At 61.3% G+C, this 19,031-nt stretch carries 18 protein-coding genes; 8 read left to right on the top strand and 10 right to left on the bottom strand.

Annotation, left to right across the window (positions count from 1 at the left end; translation table 11 throughout):
- Positions 1–13 precede the first annotated feature (13 nt).
- Complete coding sequence (locus C8265_RS14450) at positions 14–904, bottom strand: DMT family transporter (protein WP_108484735.1); 891 nt, start codon at positions 902–904, stop codon at positions 14–16.
- A gap of 235 nt (positions 905–1,139) precedes the next feature.
- Here C8265_RS14450 and C8265_RS14445 point away from each other — a divergent pair, with 235 nt between their 5' ends.
- Together C8265_RS14445 and argF are read left to right on the top strand one after the other, a co-directional pair.
- Positions 1,140–2,321 carry an aspartate aminotransferase family protein gene (locus C8265_RS14445; protein WP_108484734.1) on the top strand — a complete coding sequence of 394 codons (1,182 nt, stop codon included), beginning with the start codon at positions 1,140–1,142 and terminating at the stop codon, positions 2,319–2,321.
- Between the two features lie 78 nt (positions 2,322–2,399).
- Entirely contained in the window at positions 2,400–3,305 is a 906-nt protein-coding gene (gene argF / locus C8265_RS14440) for an ornithine carbamoyltransferase (protein ID WP_108484733.1), read from the top strand.
- A 65-nt stretch (positions 3,306–3,370) separates the two neighbouring features.
- Here the strand turns inward: argF and C8265_RS14435 are convergent, their stop codons facing one another.
- Positions 3,371–3,577 (bottom strand): hypothetical protein, encoded by a 207-nt coding sequence (locus C8265_RS14435; RefSeq protein WP_108484732.1) that lies wholly within the window; start codon positions 3,575–3,577, stop codon positions 3,371–3,373.
- Positions 3,578–3,614: 37 nt separating this feature from the next.
- Positions 3,615–6,053, bottom strand: a complete 2,439-nt coding sequence (gene hrpB / locus C8265_RS14430) for an ATP-dependent helicase HrpB (protein ID WP_108484825.1) — start codon at positions 6,051–6,053, stop codon at positions 3,615–3,617.
- A 106-nt stretch (positions 6,054–6,159) separates the two neighbouring features.
- On the opposite strand from hrpB, the gene meaB reads away from it, so the two are divergent.
- Both meaB and rpmB read left to right on the top strand, forming a co-directional pair.
- Positions 6,160–7,152, top strand: a complete 993-nt coding sequence (meaB, locus tag C8265_RS14425) for a methylmalonyl Co-A mutase-associated GTPase MeaB (RefSeq protein WP_108484731.1) — start codon at positions 6,160–6,162, stop codon at positions 7,150–7,152.
- 133 nt (positions 7,153–7,285) lie between these two features.
- Positions 7,286–7,573, top strand: coding sequence for a 50S ribosomal protein L28 (gene rpmB, locus C8265_RS14420; RefSeq protein WP_108484730.1), 288 nt, complete (start codon positions 7,286–7,288; stop codon positions 7,571–7,573).
- 55 nt (positions 7,574–7,628) lie between these two features.
- On the opposite strand, the gene C8265_RS14415 is transcribed toward rpmB, so the two are convergent.
- The 3 genes from C8265_RS14415 to truA all read right to left on the bottom strand — a co-directional run bounded on the left by C8265_RS14415 (position 7,629) and on the right by truA (position 9,527).
- The gene (locus tag C8265_RS14415) at positions 7,629–8,315 is read right to left on the bottom strand and encodes an NAD-dependent deacylase (protein ID WP_108484824.1); all 687 of its coding nucleotides are present in this window, start codon (positions 8,313–8,315) and stop codon (positions 7,629–7,631) included.
- Positions 8,316–8,319: 4 nt separating this feature from the next.
- On the bottom strand, positions 8,320–8,631 hold the full coding sequence (locus C8265_RS14410; protein WP_108484729.1) for a hypothetical protein: 312 nt from the start codon (positions 8,629–8,631) through the stop codon (positions 8,320–8,322).
- Positions 8,632–8,729: 98 nt separating this feature from the next.
- The gene (truA, locus tag C8265_RS14405) at positions 8,730–9,527 is read right to left on the bottom strand and encodes a tRNA pseudouridine(38-40) synthase TruA (RefSeq protein ID WP_108484728.1); all 798 of its coding nucleotides are present in this window, start codon (positions 9,525–9,527) and stop codon (positions 8,730–8,732) included.
- A 167-nt stretch (positions 9,528–9,694) separates the two neighbouring features.
- Between truA and C8265_RS14400 the strand changes: the two genes are divergently transcribed.
- From C8265_RS14400 to C8265_RS14385, 4 genes are all read left to right on the top strand, one after another.
- On the top strand, positions 9,695–11,110 hold the full coding sequence (locus C8265_RS14400; protein ID WP_108484727.1) for a YcjX family GTP-binding protein: 1,416 nt from the start codon (positions 9,695–9,697) through the stop codon (positions 11,108–11,110).
- Positions 11,111–11,156: 46 nt separating this feature from the next.
- The gene (locus tag C8265_RS14395; protein WP_108484726.1) at positions 11,157–12,170 is read left to right on the top strand and encodes a YcjF family protein; all 1,014 of its coding nucleotides are present in this window, start codon (positions 11,157–11,159) and stop codon (positions 12,168–12,170) included.
- Between the two features lie 185 nt (positions 12,171–12,355).
- Entirely contained in the window at positions 12,356–15,319 is a 2,964-nt protein-coding gene (gene ileS / locus C8265_RS14390) for an isoleucine--tRNA ligase (RefSeq protein WP_108484725.1), read from the top strand.
- Positions 15,316–15,774, top strand: coding sequence for a methylated-DNA--[protein]-cysteine S-methyltransferase (locus C8265_RS14385; RefSeq protein ID WP_338065787.1), 459 nt, complete (start codon positions 15,316–15,318; stop codon positions 15,772–15,774). The genes ileS and C8265_RS14385 overlap by 4 nt, the downstream gene beginning before the upstream one ends.
- A gap of 10 nt (positions 15,775–15,784) precedes the next feature.
- On the opposite strand, the gene C8265_RS14380 is transcribed toward C8265_RS14385, so the two are convergent.
- The 4 genes from C8265_RS14380 to fsa all read right to left on the bottom strand — a co-directional run bounded on the left by C8265_RS14380 (position 15,785) and on the right by fsa (position 18,987).
- Positions 15,785–16,483 (bottom strand): CDP-alcohol phosphatidyltransferase family protein, encoded by a 699-nt coding sequence (locus tag C8265_RS14380; RefSeq protein ID WP_108484724.1) that lies wholly within the window; start codon positions 16,481–16,483, stop codon positions 15,785–15,787.
- A 47-nt stretch (positions 16,484–16,530) separates the two neighbouring features.
- Positions 16,531–17,448, bottom strand: a complete 918-nt coding sequence (locus tag C8265_RS14375) for a tyrosine recombinase XerC (protein ID WP_108484723.1) — start codon at positions 17,446–17,448, stop codon at positions 16,531–16,533.
- Positions 17,449–17,452: 4 nt separating this feature from the next.
- Complete coding sequence (locus C8265_RS14370) at positions 17,453–18,160, bottom strand: DUF484 family protein (RefSeq protein WP_108484722.1); 708 nt, start codon at positions 18,158–18,160, stop codon at positions 17,453–17,455.
- A 173-nt stretch (positions 18,161–18,333) separates the two neighbouring features.
- Positions 18,334–18,987 carry a fructose-6-phosphate aldolase gene (gene fsa, locus C8265_RS14365; RefSeq protein WP_108484721.1) on the bottom strand — a complete coding sequence of 218 codons (654 nt, stop codon included), beginning with the start codon at positions 18,985–18,987 and terminating at the stop codon, positions 18,334–18,336.
- Positions 18,988–19,031: the final 44 nt, after the last annotated feature.

Genomic DNA, 19,031 nt, shown 5'->3' with positions numbered 1-19,031 from the left:
GCGCGCCGCGTTCTTATTTCGGCAACACCGCCGCACGCCGCCGATCCCGTGCCGCCAGAACCACACCACCGCTGACAATGACCATCGCGCCAAGTGTCGATATGCCATCGGGCACCACATCAAACAGTGCAAAATCATACAGCGTGGCAAACAATAATGTGCCATAGCTGAAGGGCGCCACGAAACTTGCCTCGGCCCGGGCCATCGCATTGATAAAAAAGGTCTGGGCACAGGCCATCAACAGTCCGATCGCCACCAGGGCCGCCCATTGCGGCGCGGTTGGCGGCGCCCACACCCACACCACCGCCAACGAGGCAATGCAAAACCCGATGGCATTGTTGATCAGCAGGATCTGCAACGGCCTTTCGCGTCCGCTCAGCCGTTTGATCAGGATGATCTCAACCCCCATGATTGCCGCTGCGCCCAACGCCAACAGCGCGCCGGGCTGAATGACGCCCGATCCGGGGCGCAACAAAATCACCGCCCCGACCAAGGCAAGGGCCGCCGCCGACCATCGCACCGGCCCCACCCTTTCCCCCAGCAGAGGAATTGCCAGAACCATGGCGAACACCGGGTTCAAAAACGAAATTGCTGTCGCGTCGGACAGCGGAATAAACGCCACCGAGGCAAACATCAGTGTGACACCGCCCCAGCCAAACAATGACCTGACCGCATGAAGCGGCAGATTGGCCGTTCTGACAGGGGGGCGCAGCACCGCCGCCATGGTGCAGATTCCCAGAAACGCGAACATGAACCGACCATGGCTGATTTGCAGCGGGTGCAATGGCGCGCTCAGGCTTTCGGTGCCCAACGCTTTTGCCAATACCGTGGTCGCCGCGATAAACGCAGTGGCAAAAATCATCAAAGCCACAGCCATGGGCGGGTTGGGGGCGCGTGGTGTCATACCCCCGATTGCGCGCTGCACACCACAAGAGCAAGCGGATTTTGCCTTCACAAACCCGCAAATCACGCCTAAAAGCATCGCATGAGCATGGTTTTGTTGACCCTTCGACGCCGACGTTGATCCCGAATTTCGGGGGCGGCTGCGCCGTGCCCTCTGCTCTTCCTCCTCACAAATTGTTGACAGACCCGCGCCAAACGGCCACCAATCGGGCTTGTCGTGCGAAAGGACCGATCCGATGATCCCATCTATTCTGCCCACCTATTCCCGTGCACCGCTGTCGTTCGTCAAAGGCGAAGGCGCTTGGTTGCTTGAATCGGGGGGCGATCGATATCTGGATCTTGGCGCAGGAATCGCGGTGAATGCCCTTGGCCATGCCAATCCCGATCTGGTGGCGGCCCTGACCGAACAGGCGCAATCTCTGTGGCATGTCAGCAATCTGTATAACATTCCGGCACAACAAAAACTGGCCGATCTTCTGGTCGATCACACCTTTGCCGATACGGCGTTCTTTACCAATTCCGGCACCGAAGCCTGCGAATTGGCGGTGAAAATGGCCCGCAAATACTTCTACGACAAGGGTCAGCCAGAAAAGACCGACATCATCACCTTTTCCGGCGCGTTCCATGGCCGCTCGGCGGCAGGCATCGCCGCCGCCGGGTCGGAAAAAATGACCAAAGGCTTCGGCCCGCTGTTGCCCGGGTTCATCAACCTGCCTTTTGGCGATCACGAGGCGCTGAGCCTGGCAATCAACGATAAAACCGCCGCCATCCTGATCGAACCGATCCAGGGCGAAGGCGGTATTCGCACCGTGCCCGATCAATGCCTGAAGGGGTTGCGCGACAGGTGCAACTACCACGGTATCTTGCTGATTTTCGACGAGGTTCAGTGCGGCATGGGACGCACCGGCAAACTGTTCGCCCATGAATGGGCAGGCGTCACCCCCGATATCATGATGGTCGCCAAAGGCATCGGCGGCGGTTTTCCCCTTGGCGCGGTGCTTGCCACCGAAAACGCGGCCAGCGGCATGACCGCAGGCACCCATGGCTCAACCTACGGCGGCAATCCCCTGGCCTGTGCGGTCGGCGCGCGGGTGATGGAAATCATGACCGATGATGCCTTCCTGCCCGAGGTCACTCGCAAAGCCGGGCTGTTGCGCCAGGGGCTCGAATCCCTGGTCGCCGCCCATCCCGGTGTCTTCCAGGAGGTGCGCGGCGCCGGTCTGATGCTTGGCCTGAAATGCAACGCGCCCAACACCGATGTCGTCACCGCCGGATATGGCGAACACCTGCTCACGGTGCCGGCAGCCGATAACGTCGTGCGCCTGCTACCCCCTCTCACCCTCACCGATGAGGACATATCCGAGGCCCTGATCCGCCTCGATCGCGCCGCCGCCAAGGTGCAAGCACACACTGTATAATCCATTTTCGTTTTTCAAATATCCCGGGGGGTGCGGGGGGCTGGCCCCCCGCGTCGCGGGACGCAAAAAAGGCCCCATATGACCGATTTCCTCGACATCGACAAAACCGACCCCAAAGATTTGCGTAAAATCATCGATTCAGCGCACAGCATGAAAAAAGCCCGCACTGGCCAATTGCGCGGAACGCTGGACGCCGATCAACCTTTGGCCAATCACATGGTCGCGCTGATCTTTGAAAAGCCCAGCACCCGCACCCGGGTCAGTTTCGATGTCGGGGTGCGGCAGATGGGCGGGCAAACCCTGGTATTGTCGGGGGCCGATATGCAGTTGGGTCACGGTGAAACCATCGCCGATACGGCGCGGGTGCTGTCGCGCTATGTCGATCTGATCATGATCCGTACGTTTGAAGAACAGACCCTGCTGGACATGGCCGAATATGCGACGGTGCCGGTGATCAACGGGCTGACCAATGCCAGCCACCCGTGTCAGATCATGGCCGACATCATGACATTCGAAGAACACGCAGGCCCGATAAAGGGGCGCAAGGTGGTGTGGTCGGGCGATGGCAACAACGTTTTCACCAGCTTTGCCCATGCGGCGAAACAATTTGAATTTGACCTCACCTTCACCGGGCCGCCGCCGCTTGATCCGCACCCCTCGTTGCACGCGGGCATCACCATTGAGCGTGATCCGGCCAAAGCCGTGCAAGGCGCCGATCTGGTGGTGACCGACACATGGGTGTCAATGCATGATCCGCAATCGGCCCGCGAACGGCGCCACAACCAATTGCGCGGCTATCAAGTGAACGAGGCATTGATGGCCAAGGCCAAGCCCGATGCATTGTTCATGCACTGCCTGCCTGCCCACCGCGAGGATGAGGCGACAAGCGCCGTGATGGATGGCCCCAACTCCGTGATCTTTGACGAGGCGGAAAACCGGCTGCATGCCCAAAAGGCCGTGATGCGCTGGTGCCTGGGCGTCTGACCTGAAGGAGCGCTGGCGCGCACACCATTCTTTCGCGCCCTGCGGGCGGGCGCGCCACGGCGAGGTCAGTTCTTGTAGGGATCCAGCAGCGCGCGGGCCCGCGCCTCGGCGCGGCGGATACGCACGGCGGTCAGATACGCCTCTTCCAGGGTTTGTGATGAGGCGCCCAGCACATTGCCCACTTGGGTCACGATGTCATCATCGCCGCTTTTCTTGGCGGCTGACAGGGCTTCGCGGGCCAGTTCATCGGCAAGGTTTTCCAGAAGTTTCATTTTTGGTCCTGCTGTTATGGTTCAATGTCAGATGGTGTCAGGTGCCGCGCGGTTTGGCGCGCAAGGTGGGATCGGCCCCGGCCGGGTCTTCGGGCCAGGGGTGGCGCGGGTATCGCGCGCGCATGTCCTTGCGCACATCGGCGTAGGAACTTTGCCAAAAGCCGGGCAAATCCATCGTGGTTTGCACCGGGCGGCGCGCCGGTGAAAGCAGGGTCAGGCGCAGCGGCCGCCCGGCGACGGTGGGGTGGGTGGTGGTGCCAAACAACTCTTGCAGGCGCAATTCGATCTCGGGGTGATCGCCGCTGTAATCAATCGGGGCTTTGTTGCCCAAAGGCGTGGTGAAATGAGGCGGCGCGATCCGGTTCAGGGTTTCGGTTTGGGTCCAATCCAGCATCGCCGCCAAAGCCGGGTGCAGATCGAACGCCTTCCAATCGGCGGCGGTGGCCACACCCGTTAGATGCGGCAATAGCCATGTTTCAAGCGTGTTCAACAGCGCCGCATCGGCCATATCGGGCAGGTCGGCGCCGGTTTCACGGGCCAAAGCCACCCGCGCGCGCAAACGTTGCGCAGCGGGCGAGGGCGATAGGCCCAGGGCGCGCACCCCGTCCATCATCGCGGTTGCCAACGCATGTGCCGGGGCGTCATTCCAGTGGCGATCCTCCAGCACCAGTGCGCCAAAGCGCAGCTGTTGGCGCGCGGTAACGCGGCGGGCGCGTTTGTCCCAGGCACAGTGATCATGCCATGTCATGTCTGCGCCATGCACCTGTGCCAGATCGGCCTGGCTCAGTTCGATGGCCTGGCGAATTTTCGCCTCGCGCGGGTGGCCATCGGTATCGGTCACAACCAACAGGCGGGCATTGGCCAGCGGATCATCGGCGGCCAGATATGCCCCCTTGCCCCCCGACAGCACATAGCGCGGATCATCGCCCTTGCGGCGCAGCGCGACACGGTCGGGAAACGCCAGCGTGGCCTGTTGCGCCGGGCTCAGCGCGGTTTTTGGACCGGCCAGGGGGTTAAGCCGCTTTTGTTCGGCGCGCACCCGGTCCAGCGTGGCACGGTCGGGGGTATAGGGATGGCGATTGGCAAAGGCGCGGGGGTTTTGCAGGGCCGACAGGCGCAGGGCCAGATCGACAGGCGCGCCGCGCAATATATCACGTTCGGCCAACAGGGCCGCAAGGGGCGCGGCACTTGGCCCGCCGTGGCGCAGCATATGAGCCAACCGGGGGTGCAGCGGCATCGCCACCAAGTGCCGCCCGTGTTCGGTGATTTGATTGTTGCGCAGCGCGCCCAGGCTGGTCAGCAGCGCCTGCGCCTCGCCATAGGCGCCGGGAGGCGGCGGGGTGAGGAACGGCAGATCAGCGGGATCGGCCACGCCCCACAGGGCCAGCTCCAGCACCAGTGCCGCCAGATCCGCCGCCTCGATCTCGGCGGGGGGAAAGGCGGGCAGCGCGCCCTCTTCGGCCTTGGCCCACAGCCGATAACAGGTGCCGCTTGCCACGCGCCCGGCGCGGCCCCGGCGCTGTTCGGCCTCGGCCCGTGTTACCCGTTCGGTCACCAGGCGCGACATGCCTGAACCGGGGTCAAACCGGGCGCGGCGCGACCGCCCGCCGTCAATCACCACACGCACGTCTTGCAACGTCAGCGATGTTTCGGCAATCGCGGTGGACAGGACCAGTTTGCGCCCGGTTTGCGCCGGTTCAATCGCCGCGCGCTGGGCGGCAAAGGGCAGGGCGCCATAAAGCGGGCGAAGCGCCACATCGCCGGGCAGGCGCCCGTTCAACGCCTGTTCGACGCGGCGGATTTCGCCCTCGCCGGGCAAAAACGCCAATAGCCCGCCGGTGGTTTCGCCCACCGCCTGGGCAATCAGTTCGGCCATGGCGGTTTCAAACCGTGTGCCTTTGGGCAGGGGGCGGTCCAGCCAGCGGGTTTCAACCGGAAAGGCGCGCCCTTGCGATGTGATTAGGGGTGCGTTGCCCATCAGGGTGGCCACCGGATCGGCATCCAAAGTGGCCGACATGACCACCAGCATCAGATCGTCACGCAATGCAGCGCGTATTTCAAGACACAGCGCCAGGCCCAGATCGGCATTCAGGGAGCGTTCGTGAAATTCATCGAAAATGATCGCGGCGACGCCGGGCAATTCGGCGTTGGATTGGATCATCCGGGTCAGGATGCCTTCGGTCACCACCTCAATCCGGGTGGCGCGGCCTACTTTTGCCTCGCCGCGAATACGATACCCGACCGTTTCGCCCACCTTTTCGCCCAAAGTATCGGCCATGCGTTCGGCGGCGGCGCGGGCGGCGAGGCGGCGGGGTTCCAGCATGATGATGCGGCCCTTCAACAGCAAGCCTTGCAGCATCGCCAATGGCACCCGGGTGGTTTTGCCCGCCCCGGGGGGCGCTTGCAACACAGCGTGGTTATGGCTGCGCAGGGCATCCAACAGATCGGGCAGGGCATCATCAATGGGCAATCGCATGGGGGCGTTATTGCGCAACCGGGCCAGCGGGGCCAGAGGCCGCGCGCCAAATCCGGCTGGACATTTGCCCCCAACCCCGGCCACATCTGGGGCAAAAGGGGGCACCATGACCGATATCGAACCGCTGGCCCAGGCAATCGTCAGGGGCGAACGCCGCGCTTTGGCCCGTGCCATCACCTTGGTGGAAAGTCGGCGCGCCGATCACCGCACCGCCGCCACCGCATTGTTGGAACGGCTGGCCCCCACCGCACCCCACGCGTTGCGCATCGGCCTGTCGGGCACGCCGGGCGTGGGCAAATCCACCTTTATCGAAGCGTTCGGCATGATGCTGTGCGAAAAGGGCCTGCGCGTGGCGGTGTTGGCGGTTGACCCCAGTTCGGCGCGCTCGGGCGGTTCGATCCTGGGCGATAAAACCCGGATGGAGCAGCTTTCGCGTCACCCGAACGCCTTTATCCGCCCCAGCCCCAGCCAATCGGAATTGGGCGGCGTGGCCCGGCGCACCCGCGAGGCGGTATCGCTGTGCGAGGCGGCGGGATTTGATGTGGTGCTGATTGAAACGGTTGGTGTGGGGCAAAGCGAAACCATGGTCGCCGATATGGCCGATCTGTTTGTGTTGCTGTTGGCGCCCGCGGGGGGGGATGAGCTTCAGGGGGTGAAGCGCGGGATCATGGAAAGCGCCGATATCATCCTGATCAACAAGGCCGATGGTGAATTGCGCGCCACGGCCAAACGCACCTGTGCCGATTATGCCGGCGCGCTGCGATTGCTGCGCAAGCGGGTGCAAGATCCCGAAGGATATCCTTTGGCGATGATGGTTTCGGCCTATGAGGGCACCGGATTGCCCGAAGCCTGGGAAAAAATGCAAGCGCTGGCCAAGTGGCGGCGCGACACCGGCCATCATGACAAACAGCGACAGGCGCAAGCGTTGCATTGGTTTCACGAAGACGTGCGCCAGGGATTGCTGGCCCATTTGCGGGCCGATCCGGCGATGTCAAACGCCATGGCGCGGCTTGATCAACAGGTGGCCAGCGGCGCGCGCCCGCCCTCTGCCGCCGCGCAAGAGATTTTGGCAGGGTTGATTGCCACCAAATCGGGATGAAACCCTTGACGCCGTGCGCCTGCGGTCATATGAGCCTGAGACGGAATTCATGGTGCTGCGCCAGCGGCATCGGTAAGCAGTGTCAGTTTGGTGCGCCCCGGCGTGGCTCTGACGACAGAAATAGGATGACACCATGTCGCGCGTTTGCGAATTGACCGGAAAAGGCCCGATGACTGGCAACACTGTCAGCCACGCCAATAATAAACACCGTCGCCGGTTCCTGCCAAATTTGAATGAAACATCGCTGATGTCCGAAACTCTGGGCCGCACGTTCCAGTTGCGGATTTCCGCCGCTGCGCTGCGCACAGTGGATCACCGGGGCGGTTTGGATGCGTTCATGGCAAAAGCCAAGGATGCCGAACTTTCGACGGCGGCGTTGAAGATTAAAAAGCAGATCGCCAAGGCACAGGCCGAGGCCTGATTCTTTGCTATGATCGCGGAAATGGCCCTGCTGGAATGCGGGGCCTTTTGGCGTTTCAACTGTTTAGAAGTGTGCGGACAAAGGCAGGCACCGTTTCGGTGGCCTTGCCCTGCAGTATCCGATCGAATCGGCCCGATGTGGGGTCAAGGTTAATCTCAACCGACTCCACGCCGTGATCTTGCGCGATATCCACGAATCCGGCAGCGGGATAAACGGTGCCCGATGTGCCGATGGCCACAAACATGTCCGCCCCGGCAATCGCGCTGGTGATCGTTTCCATCTCATGGGGCATTTCGCCAAACCACACCACGTCGGGGCGCGTCGCGGCCACCTGACAGGCGGGGCAGGGGTCATCGGCCTGCATCACCAAGGGTGCGGGCCAGCGATGATCGCAGTGATGGCACAGCGCACCATCCAAACGGCCATGCATGTGAATCACGTTCTGCGCCCCGGCCCGTTCGTGCAAATCGTCAACGTTTTGGGTGACCAGCATCAATGCATCGCCCAACTGTTCGGTGGCTTTGGCCAGCGCAATATGGGCGGCGTTTGGGGCGGCGGCCCGGCAATTGGCCCGCCGCATATTGTAAAATTCGTGCACGCGCACCGGGTCACGCGCAAACCCTTCGGGCGTTGCCACCTCGTTCAGGTCATACTGGCTCCACAATCCGCCCACATCGCGAAACGTGCCCAGCCCGCTTTCGGCTGACAGGCCCGCGCCCGTCAGCACAACGATTCGCGGCAACACCTTAGCTGCAATAGGCCTTGGCGGTATTGCCGAACTGGCGATATTTTTTCCAGAATGTTTCGTGGTTGCTGTTGTCGGATTGGCGCACGACCTGTGATTGGTGCGGATCGCGGAAGAACTTGGCCGCCAAACGCTGATCCTGACGGCTGAGCGTCAGATCTGCGACACCCTGAATGCACCCACACAACGATCTGCTGGCCGCCCGACGGTCAGATTTCAGGCACGCCCGCTCGATCGCGCCCGCCTGTGCGGGAATCGCGGTCAGTGTGGTTGTTCCAGCGGCCAAAACCGCGATGATAAGCAATGTCTTCATTTTGTTTGCCTCATATTTACCGGACCCTGCTTTTACAGTGTCTCCCGGTCTGCTGCCCAATAAGCGGGATATTGGCAGGAACACGAGATTCGGGCAAATCACATTTTTTCGCCCTGGTCGGATTGTGGTATTTCGAACGGATCGCTCGGATATTCCACATGCGCCAGATACAACCCCTGAGGCGGCGAAACCGGGCCGCATGCGGCGCGATCTTTGGCAAATAGCGCGGCGCCCACCCGTTCAGCGGGCCATTTGCCCGCGCCGACCCGCTCCAACGTGCCAACAATGCTGCGCACTTGATTGTGCAGAAAACTGCGCGCGCGCAACGCAAACCTGAATTCCTGCCCCCCCGGATAGGGGTGTTCGGAAATATCCAGCTGATCCAATGTCTTGACCGGCGACAGGGCTTGGCACATCGTAGATCGGAAGGTGGTAAAATCGTGCTGACCCAGCAAATGCGCCGCCCCGGCGCGCATCGCGTCCAACGATAACGGATGGCGCACCTGCCACACCAATCCCGCATCGTGAACCACTGGCGCGCGTCGCGCCACAAGGCGAAACAGATATCGCCGTTCCTGCGCCGAAAACCGGGCGTGCCAGTCATCGGCGACCCGGGCCGCCGCGACAATTGCCACAGGGGCGGGTTTGAGATGATAATTCAATGCTTCGCTCAGGCGGAACGCTGACCAGTCGTGCCGTAAATCACAATGGGCCACCTGAGCTGTGGCATGCACCCCCGAATCGGTGCGCCCGGCGGCGGCAATGCCCGGTGCGTCAGGCTCAAGTTTGCGCAACGCGGCTTCGATCGCGCCCTGTACGCTTGGCTGGTCGGTCTGACGCTGCCATCCGGAAAACGGTGCGCCGTTATATTCTATCTTCAGGGCAAATCTGGGCATGGCGACGACGTAACGCCAAGCGGTGACAAAGGCAATTCCACCGGCCCCAAGCGCCAAACAAAGAATCAAGTCGCGCCAACGGCGCGCCCGTTAGGTCAGACCCGCCACTGGAACCTTGGCCAGGGCGGCCTTATGTTGCGAAGGGCAAGGAAAAAGGGGCGGCGCAGGTGATTATAGGCGATATCGCAGACGGGTTAAGCCGGGGCGCCAGTACGATCGGGCAAACCGTATCGGGTGCGTTGTTTGAACCGACGATTCGTCTGGGGGTGACCGGCCTGTCGCGGGCGGGCAAGACGGTGTTTATCACGTCGCTTGTGGCCAACCTGATGAACCGGGCGCGGATGCCGCAATTGGTGGCCGCCGCCGACGGGGCGATTCGCACCGCATATTTGCAACCCCAGCCCGATGACACCTTGCCACGTTTTGATTACGAATCGCATCTGGGCGCGCTGACCGGTCCAAACCCCCATTGGCCCGACAGCACCCGCGCGATTTCGGAACTGCGCCTGTCGTTGCGCGTGCAACCCACGGGGATGATTGCGGGTCTGCGCGGGCCGCGCACTGTTCATCTGGATATCGTCGATTATCCGGGCGAATGGCTGCTGGATCTGGCGTTGATGGAAAAATCCTATGGCCAGTGGTCTGCCGAAACCCTGGCCCGAATTGCGCCGCGCCCCCTTGCGGCGGAATACCTGGCGCTGGAATCTGCGACCGATCCGAATGCCCGGTTGGATGAACCCGTCGCGCGCAGGCTTGCCGCGCAATTCACCGCCTATCTGACCGCCGCGCGCGAGGCGGGGTTTTCCGACTGTACGCCGGGGCGGTTTCTGCTGCCCGGTGATCTGGCGGGTTCGCCCGTGTTAACCTTTGCGCCCCTGACCCAGCCCGACAGCCCGCCGCGCGGTGCCCTGTGGCGCGAGATGGAGCGCCGCTACGACGCCTATAAACGCGAGGTGGTAAAACCGTTTTTTCGCGATCATTTTTCGCGGATTGATCGACAGGTTGTGCTGGTCGATGCCCTTGGCGCGATCCATGCCGGGCCGCAGGCGGTGGAGGATATGCGTCTGGCGATGACCGATATCCTGTCGGCCTTTCGCCCCGGGCGCAACGCCTGGCTGACGCAGTTTTTGTTGGGCAAACGGGTTGAGAAAATCCTGTTTGCCGCCACCAAGGCCGATCATTTGCACCATCTGCAACACCCGCGTCTGACCGCAATCATGCAGGCCCTGGTGGGCGATGCCAAATCCCGCGCCGATTTTGCCGGGGCGCAAACCGCTGCCATGTCCATCGCCGCCCTGCGCGCCACCACCGAAGACACGGTGCCCCACAATGGCGGCACACTGAATGTGGTGCGCGGAGAGTTGTTGCACAGCGGCAAACGCGCGGCATTCTACCCCGGTGATTTGCCCGAAGACCCGATGCACCTGCTTGGCCCTGCGCGGGATGGGCACGAGCGGTGGTTGGATGGGGATTACTCGGTTATGTCCTTTGCGCCCCAACCTTTGACGTTGAAACCGGGCGAGGGGCCGCCGCATATCCGGCTGGACCGTGCCGCGCAATTTCTGATCGGAGATCGGTTGTGAGCATGGGATTTGGATATTTAAAGCAAGAAAAAACAGGGGTTCGGGTATGAGCGGTTCAGTCAGGGGCCCCGTGTTGATCGAGGAAGAAGAAGACGGCGCGCCGCGCCCCACACCCGGTGATGTGCCACCGGTGCCCGATCTCGTGGTTGAACCGCCCACGGGCCAGGCGATGCGCACCATGGCGGTGCTGGCCGCGCGCCGTTCGTCGCCATTGGCGCGCTGGTTTTGGCGCCTGCTTGGGGCGATTGTTGTGTTCTTTCTGTCTTTGGCTGCCTGGAATGCGGTCACGGCGTTGATCGCGGCGCAGCCTGTTTTGGGCTACGCGGCGGCGGGGCTGGTTGGCGCGTTTATCCTGGTTTTGCTGGCGATTGCGATCAAGGAATGGTCGGCCCTGGCGCGGTTGCAAAAGCTGGACGGGGTACACAAGGCCGCCGAAACCGCCCGCGCCAATGGCGATTTGGCCGGGGCGCGCAAGGTGGTGGACCGGCTGTTGCTGCTTTATGGCGACCGGCCCGAATTGGAATGGGGCCGCACCCGGTTGGCCGAGCGGCGCGGCGATAGTTTTGATGCCGACGGTTTGTTCGATCTGGTTGAGGCTGAATTGCTCGCCCCGCTGGACGCTGCCGCAAAGCTTGAGGTCGAGGCGGCGGCGCGGCAAGTGGCGGCAGTTACCGCGTTGGTGCCTTTGGCGCTGGCCGATGTTGTGGCGGCCCTGACCAGCAATCTGCGGATGATCCGCCGCATCGCCGAGGTGTACGGCGGGCGCGGCGGCACCATGGGCAGTTGGCGGCTGACCCGCACTGTGCTGACCCATCTGGTGGCAACCGGGGCCGTGGCGGTGGGCGATGATCTGATCGGATCGGTTGCGGGGGGCGGATTATTGTCAAAAGTGTCGCGCCGGTTTGGCGAGGGTATCGTGAATGGCGCGCTGACCGCCCGCGTTGGCGTGGCCGCGATTGAGGTGTGCCGCCCGCTGCCGTTTCACCGCGAACGCCGCCCGTCGGTGTCGCGCCTGGTCAGCCGGGCCTTGACCGGACTGTTTCCGGGGCAAAAAGACTGAAATCGCGCTCTGGACGGGGGCGGCGCACGGGCCTATAACCGCGCCAACATGACCGCTATGATATATCTTTACCGGCGAATTACCCGCCCGGCGCCTTGATGGTTCAGGGTCGCCGGGTCAAGGCGCCTGACGGCTGGTCGCGCCGCCCTTTTTCCCTTTTCCCTTAGAACTGATGGGTTTTTTCCATGTGCGCTGACACGCCTGAAACCGACTATAAACAAACCCTGCGCCTGCCGCAGACTGATTTTCCCATGCGCGCGGGCTTGCCCAAGCGCGAGCCTGAGTGGCTGGCGCGGTGGGAAAAAATCGGCATCTATGACCGGTTGCGCGCCAAACAGGGGCGCACGCCGTTCACGCTTCATGATGGGCCGCCCTATGCCAATGGCAATCTGCACATCGGTCACGCGCTGAACAAGATTCTGAAAGATATGGTGGTGCGCAGCCAACAGATGATGGGCCGCGATGCGCGCTATATCCCCGGTTGGGATTGCCACGGTCTGCCGATTGAATGGAAGATCGAAGAGAAATACCGCGCCAAAGGGCGCGACAAAGACGCCGTGCCAGTGGTCGAGTTTCGCCAGGAATGCCGCGATTTTGCCGCCGGGTGGGTGGATGTGCAGCGCGATGAGTTCAAGCGTCTGGGCGTCACCGGCAATTGGGCCGATCCCTATCTGACGATGAATTTCCACGCCGAACGGGTGATTGCCGAGGAATTTCAGAAATTCCTGATGAACGGCACCCTGTATCGCGGATCAAAACCAGTGATGTGGTCACCGGTGGAAAAGACCGCCTTGGCCGAGGCCGAGGTGGAATACCACGACCGTCAGGCCGATGCGATCTGGGTGCGGTTCCCGGTTGTATCCGGTGGCAACACTGTGATGGTGCGCGGCGAAGACGATGATTTCGCCGGGGCCGACAGCGCGCTTTTGGCCGATCAACTGCACGATGCGGCGGTGGTGATCTGGACAACCACGCCTTGGACGATCCCGCAAAACCGCGCGATCTGTTTTGGTGCGGGCATCACTTATGGTCTGTACGAGGTGACAGGCCGCCCCGAAGAATGTTGGGCGCAGATCGGTGAGAAACTGATCCTGGCCGATGCTTTGGCGGAGGAAACCCTTGCCGCGGGGCGGTTGGATATGTCGATGGTGCGCCGGTTGCGCGATGTCACGTCGCAGGAATTGGCCGGGCTGACATGCGCCCACCCCCTGCGCGGGGTTGAGGGGGCGCATGGCGAATGGGATTACGACGTGCCGCTGTTTGCCGCCGATCATGTGACCGATGGTGCAGGCACGGGGTTTGTACATACCGCGCCCAGCCATGGCGATGATGACTATGTTGTCGGCGTGAAACATGGTCTGGCGATGACCTATAACATCTTGGATGATTCCAGCTTTCGCGAGGATTTGCCGTTTTTCGGCGGTCAGGCGGTGTTGAAACCCAATGGCAAACCGGGTGGCGCGAACAAGGCGGTGATCGAAAAGCTGAAAGAACCCGGCGCGCTGTTGGCGATGAAGCGGATCACGCTGTCTGATGCCCATTCCTGGCGCTCAAAGGCACCGGTGATCCGGTTGAACCGGCCGCAATGGTTTGCCGCCATCGACAGGCCCGTGGGCGATGGCCAGGATCAATATGGCGAAACCATCCGCCAGCGGGCGCTGACCAGCATTGACCAACTGGTCACCTGGACGCCGCAAACCGGGCGCAACCGTTTGTATTCGATGATCGAGGCGCGGCCCGATTGGGTGTTGTCGCGCCAACGCGCCTGGGGCGTGCCGATGACCTGTTTCGTCAAACGCGGCGCGGGGTTGGACGATTCCGATTATCTGCTGCGAAATGAAGCGGTGAATCAGCGGATTGTTGACGCTTTCGAACAAGAGGGCGCAGATGCCTGGTATGTTGAGGGGGCCAAACAGCGATTCCTGGATGGGATCGTAAACCCCGACGATTACGATCAGGTGTTTGATATTCTGGATGTCTGGTTTGATTCCGGGTCTACCCATGCGTTTGTTTTGCGGGATCGTGCGGATGGGTCTGACGATGGCTTGGCCGATCTGTATCTTGAGGGCACGGATCAGCACCGCGGTTGGTTTCATTCGTCGATGTTGCAGGCCTGTGGTACCATCGGGCGCGCGCCTTACCGTGGCGTGTTGACCCATGGGTTTACCTTGGATGCCAAGGGCAACAAGATGAGCAAATCTGTCGGCAACACCGTCGCGCCCGAAAAGGTGGTGCAACAATACGGGGCCGATATTTTGCGCCTTTGGGTGGCGCAAAGCGATTACACCGGTGATTTGCGGATCGGCGATGAAATCCTGAAAGGCACGTCTGACAGTTACCGCCGTTTGCGCAACACGATGCGGTTCTTGCTGGGCAATCTCAACGGGTTCACGGATGCGGAACGTGTCGCGCCTGCCGATATGCCGGAACTGGAACGCTGGGTTTTGCACCGTCTGGCCGTGCTGGATAAGGTCGTGCGCGACGGATACGCCAAATATGATTTCCAAGGCGTGTTTCAGGCGATTTTCACCTTTGCCACGGTCGATCTGTCGGCGGTGTATTTCGACATTCGCAAGGATGTGTTGTATTGCGATGGCCCGTCAAACCGGCGCAATGCGGCGCGCACCGTGCTGGATCTGCTGTTTCACCGCCTGACCACATGGTTGGCGCCGGTTCTGGTGTTCACCATGGAGGATGTGTGGCTAGAGCGTTTCCCGGGCGAAGACTCCTCGGTTCATCTGGTCGATATTCCCGAAACGCCCGACACTTGGCGCGATGACGCTTTGGCCGCGAAATGGGCCGTGATCCGCAAGGTGCGGCGCGTGGTTTTGGGCGCGCTTGAGGTTGAGCGGCGGGAAAAAACCATCGGGGCCTCGCTTGAGGCGGCACCGGTGGTGTTTGTCGATCAGGCCACCGCCGATATTCTGGCGACAGTGCCGTTTGATGATATCTGCATCACTTCGGGGCTGACCGTCACGGTGGGGGATGGCGGCGGATTCACCTTGGATGATGTGCCGGGCGTTTCGGTGCAATTCCATCGTGCGAGTGGCGAAAAATGCCAGCGCTGTTGGAAAATCCTGCCCGATGTCGGCACCCATGATCACCCCGGCACCTGCGCGCGCTGTGATGCCGCGCTTTCGGCGGGGTGAGCGAAACCGCCCTTACCATATCATCACCCCTGGGCCGCCTGACGTTGGTGGCCCAGGGCGAGCGGTTGATCGCCCTGCGCTGGGGCGGGCGCGGCAATGATCGTACACCGCTGTTGACCCGCGCGGCAGACCAACTGGCGGCATATTTTGCTGGCGCGTTGACCCAATTCGACCTGCCTTTGCAACTGGCCAGTGGCGTTTTGCAATCCCAGGTTCAGCGCGCGATCCAGGCGATTCCTTATGGTGAAACCCGCACCTATGGCGATCTTGCGCAGGCGCTGAATACTCCGGCGCAGGCGATTGGTCAGGCCTGTGGTGCAAACGCGCTGACCATCATCATTCCATGTCACCGGGTATTGGGCGCAACGGGTTTGGGCGGTTATTCCGGGGCAGGTGGGATTGAAACAAAGGTCGCCTTGCTGCGGTTGGAAGGCGCGGCGGGGCTGTTGATTTAAGCTTTGGGTGTCAGGATCTGTTTTGCGCCGGAATAAGCTGTTGAATGATGCCCGCAGAAATCAAATAAATCGAACTCAGCGCCAGCGCCCAAAGCATCCAGGCCGGTTCCGTAAACCCAACCCAGGCGGCATGTCCGGCCAAGGCGGTCCATAAAATTGCGATAGGCAAGGTCACGTTTCGCCAGCGTTCGGTGCGCACCGGGTGCACAAATTTCAATGGCAAGAACATCGCCACCGAAAGGGCAACGACCACGGCCAGGATCACCCAGAAATTAGGCGACAGGGCAAACATCACGATCACCACCATGTTCCAGCAACCGGGAAAGCCCTGAAATGAATTGTCTTTTGTTTTCATGCGGGTATCGGAAAAGTAAACCACGCTGGTAAAGGTGATGACAATGATCGCGAACCACCCTGTCCAACCGGGTAAAAGCCCGGACTTGAACAACGCATAGGCCGGGATGAACACATAGGTCAGATAATCGATGATCAGATCCATCAATGCCCCGTCATATTGCGGGGCATAGGTTTTTACATCGTATTTGCGCGCCAGGGGGCCGTCGATTCCATCGACAAAAAATGCCACGATCAACCAGAAAAACATCATATCCCAATCTTGATCGACAGCCGCCAGCATCGCCAACATTGCCAATACGGCTCCGGTGGCGGTCAGCAGGTGTACAAGAAGAGCGCGGTTTTTGGTTGTCATGGGTCTTTCATGCCGCAAACGGCGGGCGGGCGCAAATAGGAACCTTGCTAACCCGCCTTTGGGTGACAGGCGTTGTAGACATCCATCAGACGCGCAGTATCCACAGCCGTATACGCCTGAGTGGTCGACAGGGATGCGTGGCCCAGCAATTCCTGAATCGCGCGCAAATCACCCCCCGCATTCAACAGATGGGTGGCAAAGCTGTGGCGCATGGCGTGGGGGGTGGCGGTGGCGGGCAGGCCCAGTTGCATCCGCGATTTTGCCACCACCTTTTGAATCGTGCCCGGCGTCAGCGCGCCGCCGCGAACGCCGCGAAACAGCGGCGCGCGCGGTTCCATCGGGTGCGGGCACAGCGCCACATAGGCGCTAACGGCCCGGCGTGCCGTTGGCAATACCGGCACCATGCGTTCCTTGCCGCCCTTGCCCCTGATCCTCAGGGATTCGGGGAGGGGGTGATTGGCCCCGGTCAGGCCCAGTGCTTCGGAGATGCGCAATCCACAGCCATAAAGCAGGGTCACGACCGCCACATCGCGCGCCGCCACCCAGCCATCCATGGCCTGTAATTCAACCGTATCAATCAAGGCGCGCGCGCTGTCTTCGGTCAGGGGGCGGGGCAGTTTCTTTTGGAATTTCGGCGACCGGGTGGAAAGAATCGCGGTGGGGTCGAACCCCTCGCGTTCGGCCAGCCAGCGGGTAAAGGATTTGACCGCCGACAGGCTGCGCGCCAATGATCGCGGCGCGACGCCGCGCGCCCGTTCATGGGACATCCAGGCGCGCATGTCGGAAATGCCGACCGCCGCAATTGCGGCAAACCCGCAGCTTTGCCCAAGATGCATTTGCAGAAACGACAGCCAGCCCAACACGTCGGTGCGATAGGCGGTCAGCGTGTTATCCGCAGCCCCGCCCATGGCCCCCATGCCATCCAGCCAGGTTTGCAACGCGTCACGGGCGGCGGGGGAAATCATGCGCCTAGGCCAGCCAGCGGCGCATGGAGCGTTCAAACACCCCGGCAAAGAACCCCAACAGATCGGTGCCGTGGGTGGGTGCAAACAGATGCGGATCTTCGCTGCCCAGAACCAACAGGCCGGGCAGGCGGCCTTCGCCAAAGTCAAGTTTCAGGCACGCCTCGGATCGCAGATCGGCCGCAATCGCGCCGTACACCCGCGGCGCGCCGCCCTGACATCCGCGCAGGGTAACGCGGCGTTCGGGAATGTTGCGCCCGTTGGTCAGATAATCGGCGATAAACCCCGGTTGCGCCAGACTCAGCACATCGGACAGGCGGCGCAGGTCGGCATCATCGCCGCCCTCATCGGTTTCCAGAACCAGACGCAGCGCATCGACGCGCAGGATTTCCGCCACATCGGTGCCAAGATCGCGCAGGAAGGTTTCAAAATCGGTAGGGGCCAGCATCCGCAGCACGGCACGGTGAATCTGGTTGGTGCCGGCCAGATTTTCATAGGCGGCGGCAATGACGCTGCGATGCGTATCCTCTAGCCGGTCAAGACGTGCCTCAAGCCGTTTCATGGCGATGCCGCGCAGATCAACGATGTTTTCGCCCATCGTCTGATCATTGCCCGCCACAAGGGCGCGCATCAGATCGAGATCTTCCAGAATAACGTCGGGGTGTGAGATGATCTTGTTGCGCAAATCATCCGCTATCACGGCGCTTTCGCCCATACCGGCCTCATGTGTGTTGTTCGATTTGTGCTAGTCTATACCGAACATTTTGATCTGGGCAGAGGGTATTTGTTGGAAATTGTAAATCCGGCGGAATGGCGCGACAGATTTGCATCGCCCACCACGGGATTTTGCGCCACAACCATGCAACCCAGGGCTGTGGCGCTTTGTATTCAGACGATCTTTTGACCGGTCTTTTCCCAATCGGCCATGAACTGCTCCAACCCTTTGTCAGTCAGGATATGTTTCGCCATGCCCTTGATCACACCCGGGGGTGCGGTGGCCACATCGGCGCCGATCAATGCGGCGTCTTTCATGTGGTTGGCGGTGCGGATCGATGCGACCAGAATTTGGGTTTCAAATCCATAGTTGTCATAAATCGTGCGGATATCGCTGATCAACTCCATACCATCGACGTTCAGATCATCCAGACGCCCGACGAAAGGCGAAATGAACGTGGCGCCCGCCTTGGCGGCCAACAGGGCCTGATTGGCGGAAAAGCACAGGGTCACGTTGACCATGGTGCCGTTGCTGGTCAGCTCTTTACAGGCTTTCAGCCCGTCCCATGTCAGCGGCAGTTTGATGGTGATGTTATCGGCGATCTTGGCCAGTTCTGCGGCCTCGGACATCATGCCGTCATAATCCAGTGCGACACATTCGGCGCTGACCGGACCGGACACCATATCACAGATTTCCTTGGTCACTTCCTTGATGTCGCGGCCTGATTTCAGGATCAAGGAGGGGTTGGTCGTCACCCCATCGACCATGCCCAGGTCGTTCAATTCGCGGATCGCGTCCACATCGGCGGTATCGACAAAGAATTTCATCTTAGAGTCCCCTAAGCTGCTGTGTTGAATTCGGCCCCCTAATA

Origin of the sequence: Oceaniglobus ichthyenteri (assembly GCF_003057885.1) — a bacterium.
Taxonomy (GTDB): Bacteria; Pseudomonadota; Alphaproteobacteria; order Rhodobacterales; family Rhodobacteraceae; genus Oceaniglobus; species Oceaniglobus ichthyenteri.
Note: the sequence above shows the minus strand (reverse complement) of the source record. Positions and strands in the feature narration are given on the sequence as shown.

Coding starts and splice junctions, on each gene's coding strand:
- C8265_RS14395 (WP_108484726.1), top strand. CDS start 11,157: ATGAGCGGTTCAGTCAGGGGCCCCGTGTTGATCGAGGAAGAAGAAGAC.
- ileS (WP_108484725.1), top strand. CDS start 12,356: ATGTGCGCTGACACGCCTGAAACCGACTATAAACAAACCCTGCGCCTG.
- meaB (WP_108484731.1), top strand. CDS start 6,160: ATGACCGATATCGAACCGCTGGCCCAGGCAATCGTCAGGGGCGAACGC.
- C8265_RS14375 (WP_108484723.1), bottom strand. CDS start 17,448: ATGATTTCCCCCGCCGCCCGTGACGCGTTGCAAACCTGGCTGGATGGC.
- C8265_RS14410 (WP_108484729.1), bottom strand. CDS start 8,631: ATGAAGACATTGCTTATCATCGCGGTTTTGGCCGCTGGAACAACCACA.
- rpmB (WP_108484730.1), top strand. CDS start 7,286: ATGTCGCGCGTTTGCGAATTGACCGGAAAAGGCCCGATGACTGGCAAC.
- C8265_RS14450 (WP_108484735.1), bottom strand. CDS start 904: ATGACACCACGCGCCCCCAACCCGCCCATGGCTGTGGCTTTGATGATT.
- C8265_RS14435 (WP_108484732.1), bottom strand. CDS start 3,577: ATGAAACTTCTGGAAAACCTTGCCGATGAACTGGCCCGCGAAGCCCTG.
- truA (WP_108484728.1), bottom strand. CDS start 9,527: ATGCCCAGATTTGCCCTGAAGATAGAATATAACGGCGCACCGTTTTCC.
- argF (WP_108484733.1), top strand. CDS start 2,400: ATGACCGATTTCCTCGACATCGACAAAACCGACCCCAAAGATTTGCGT.
- C8265_RS14380 (WP_108484724.1), bottom strand. CDS start 16,483: ATGACAACCAAAAACCGCGCTCTTCTTGTACACCTGCTGACCGCCACC.
- hrpB (WP_108484825.1), bottom strand. CDS start 6,053: ATGCGATTGCCCATTGATGATGCCCTGCCCGATCTGTTGGATGCCCTG.
- fsa (WP_108484721.1), bottom strand. CDS start 18,987: ATGAAATTCTTTGTCGATACCGCCGATGTGGACGCGATCCGCGAATTG.
- C8265_RS14370 (WP_108484722.1), bottom strand. CDS start 18,160: ATGGGCGAAAGCGCCGTGATAGCGGATGATTTGCGCAACAAGATCATC.
- C8265_RS14445 (WP_108484734.1), top strand. CDS start 1,140: ATGATCCCATCTATTCTGCCCACCTATTCCCGTGCACCGCTGTCGTTC.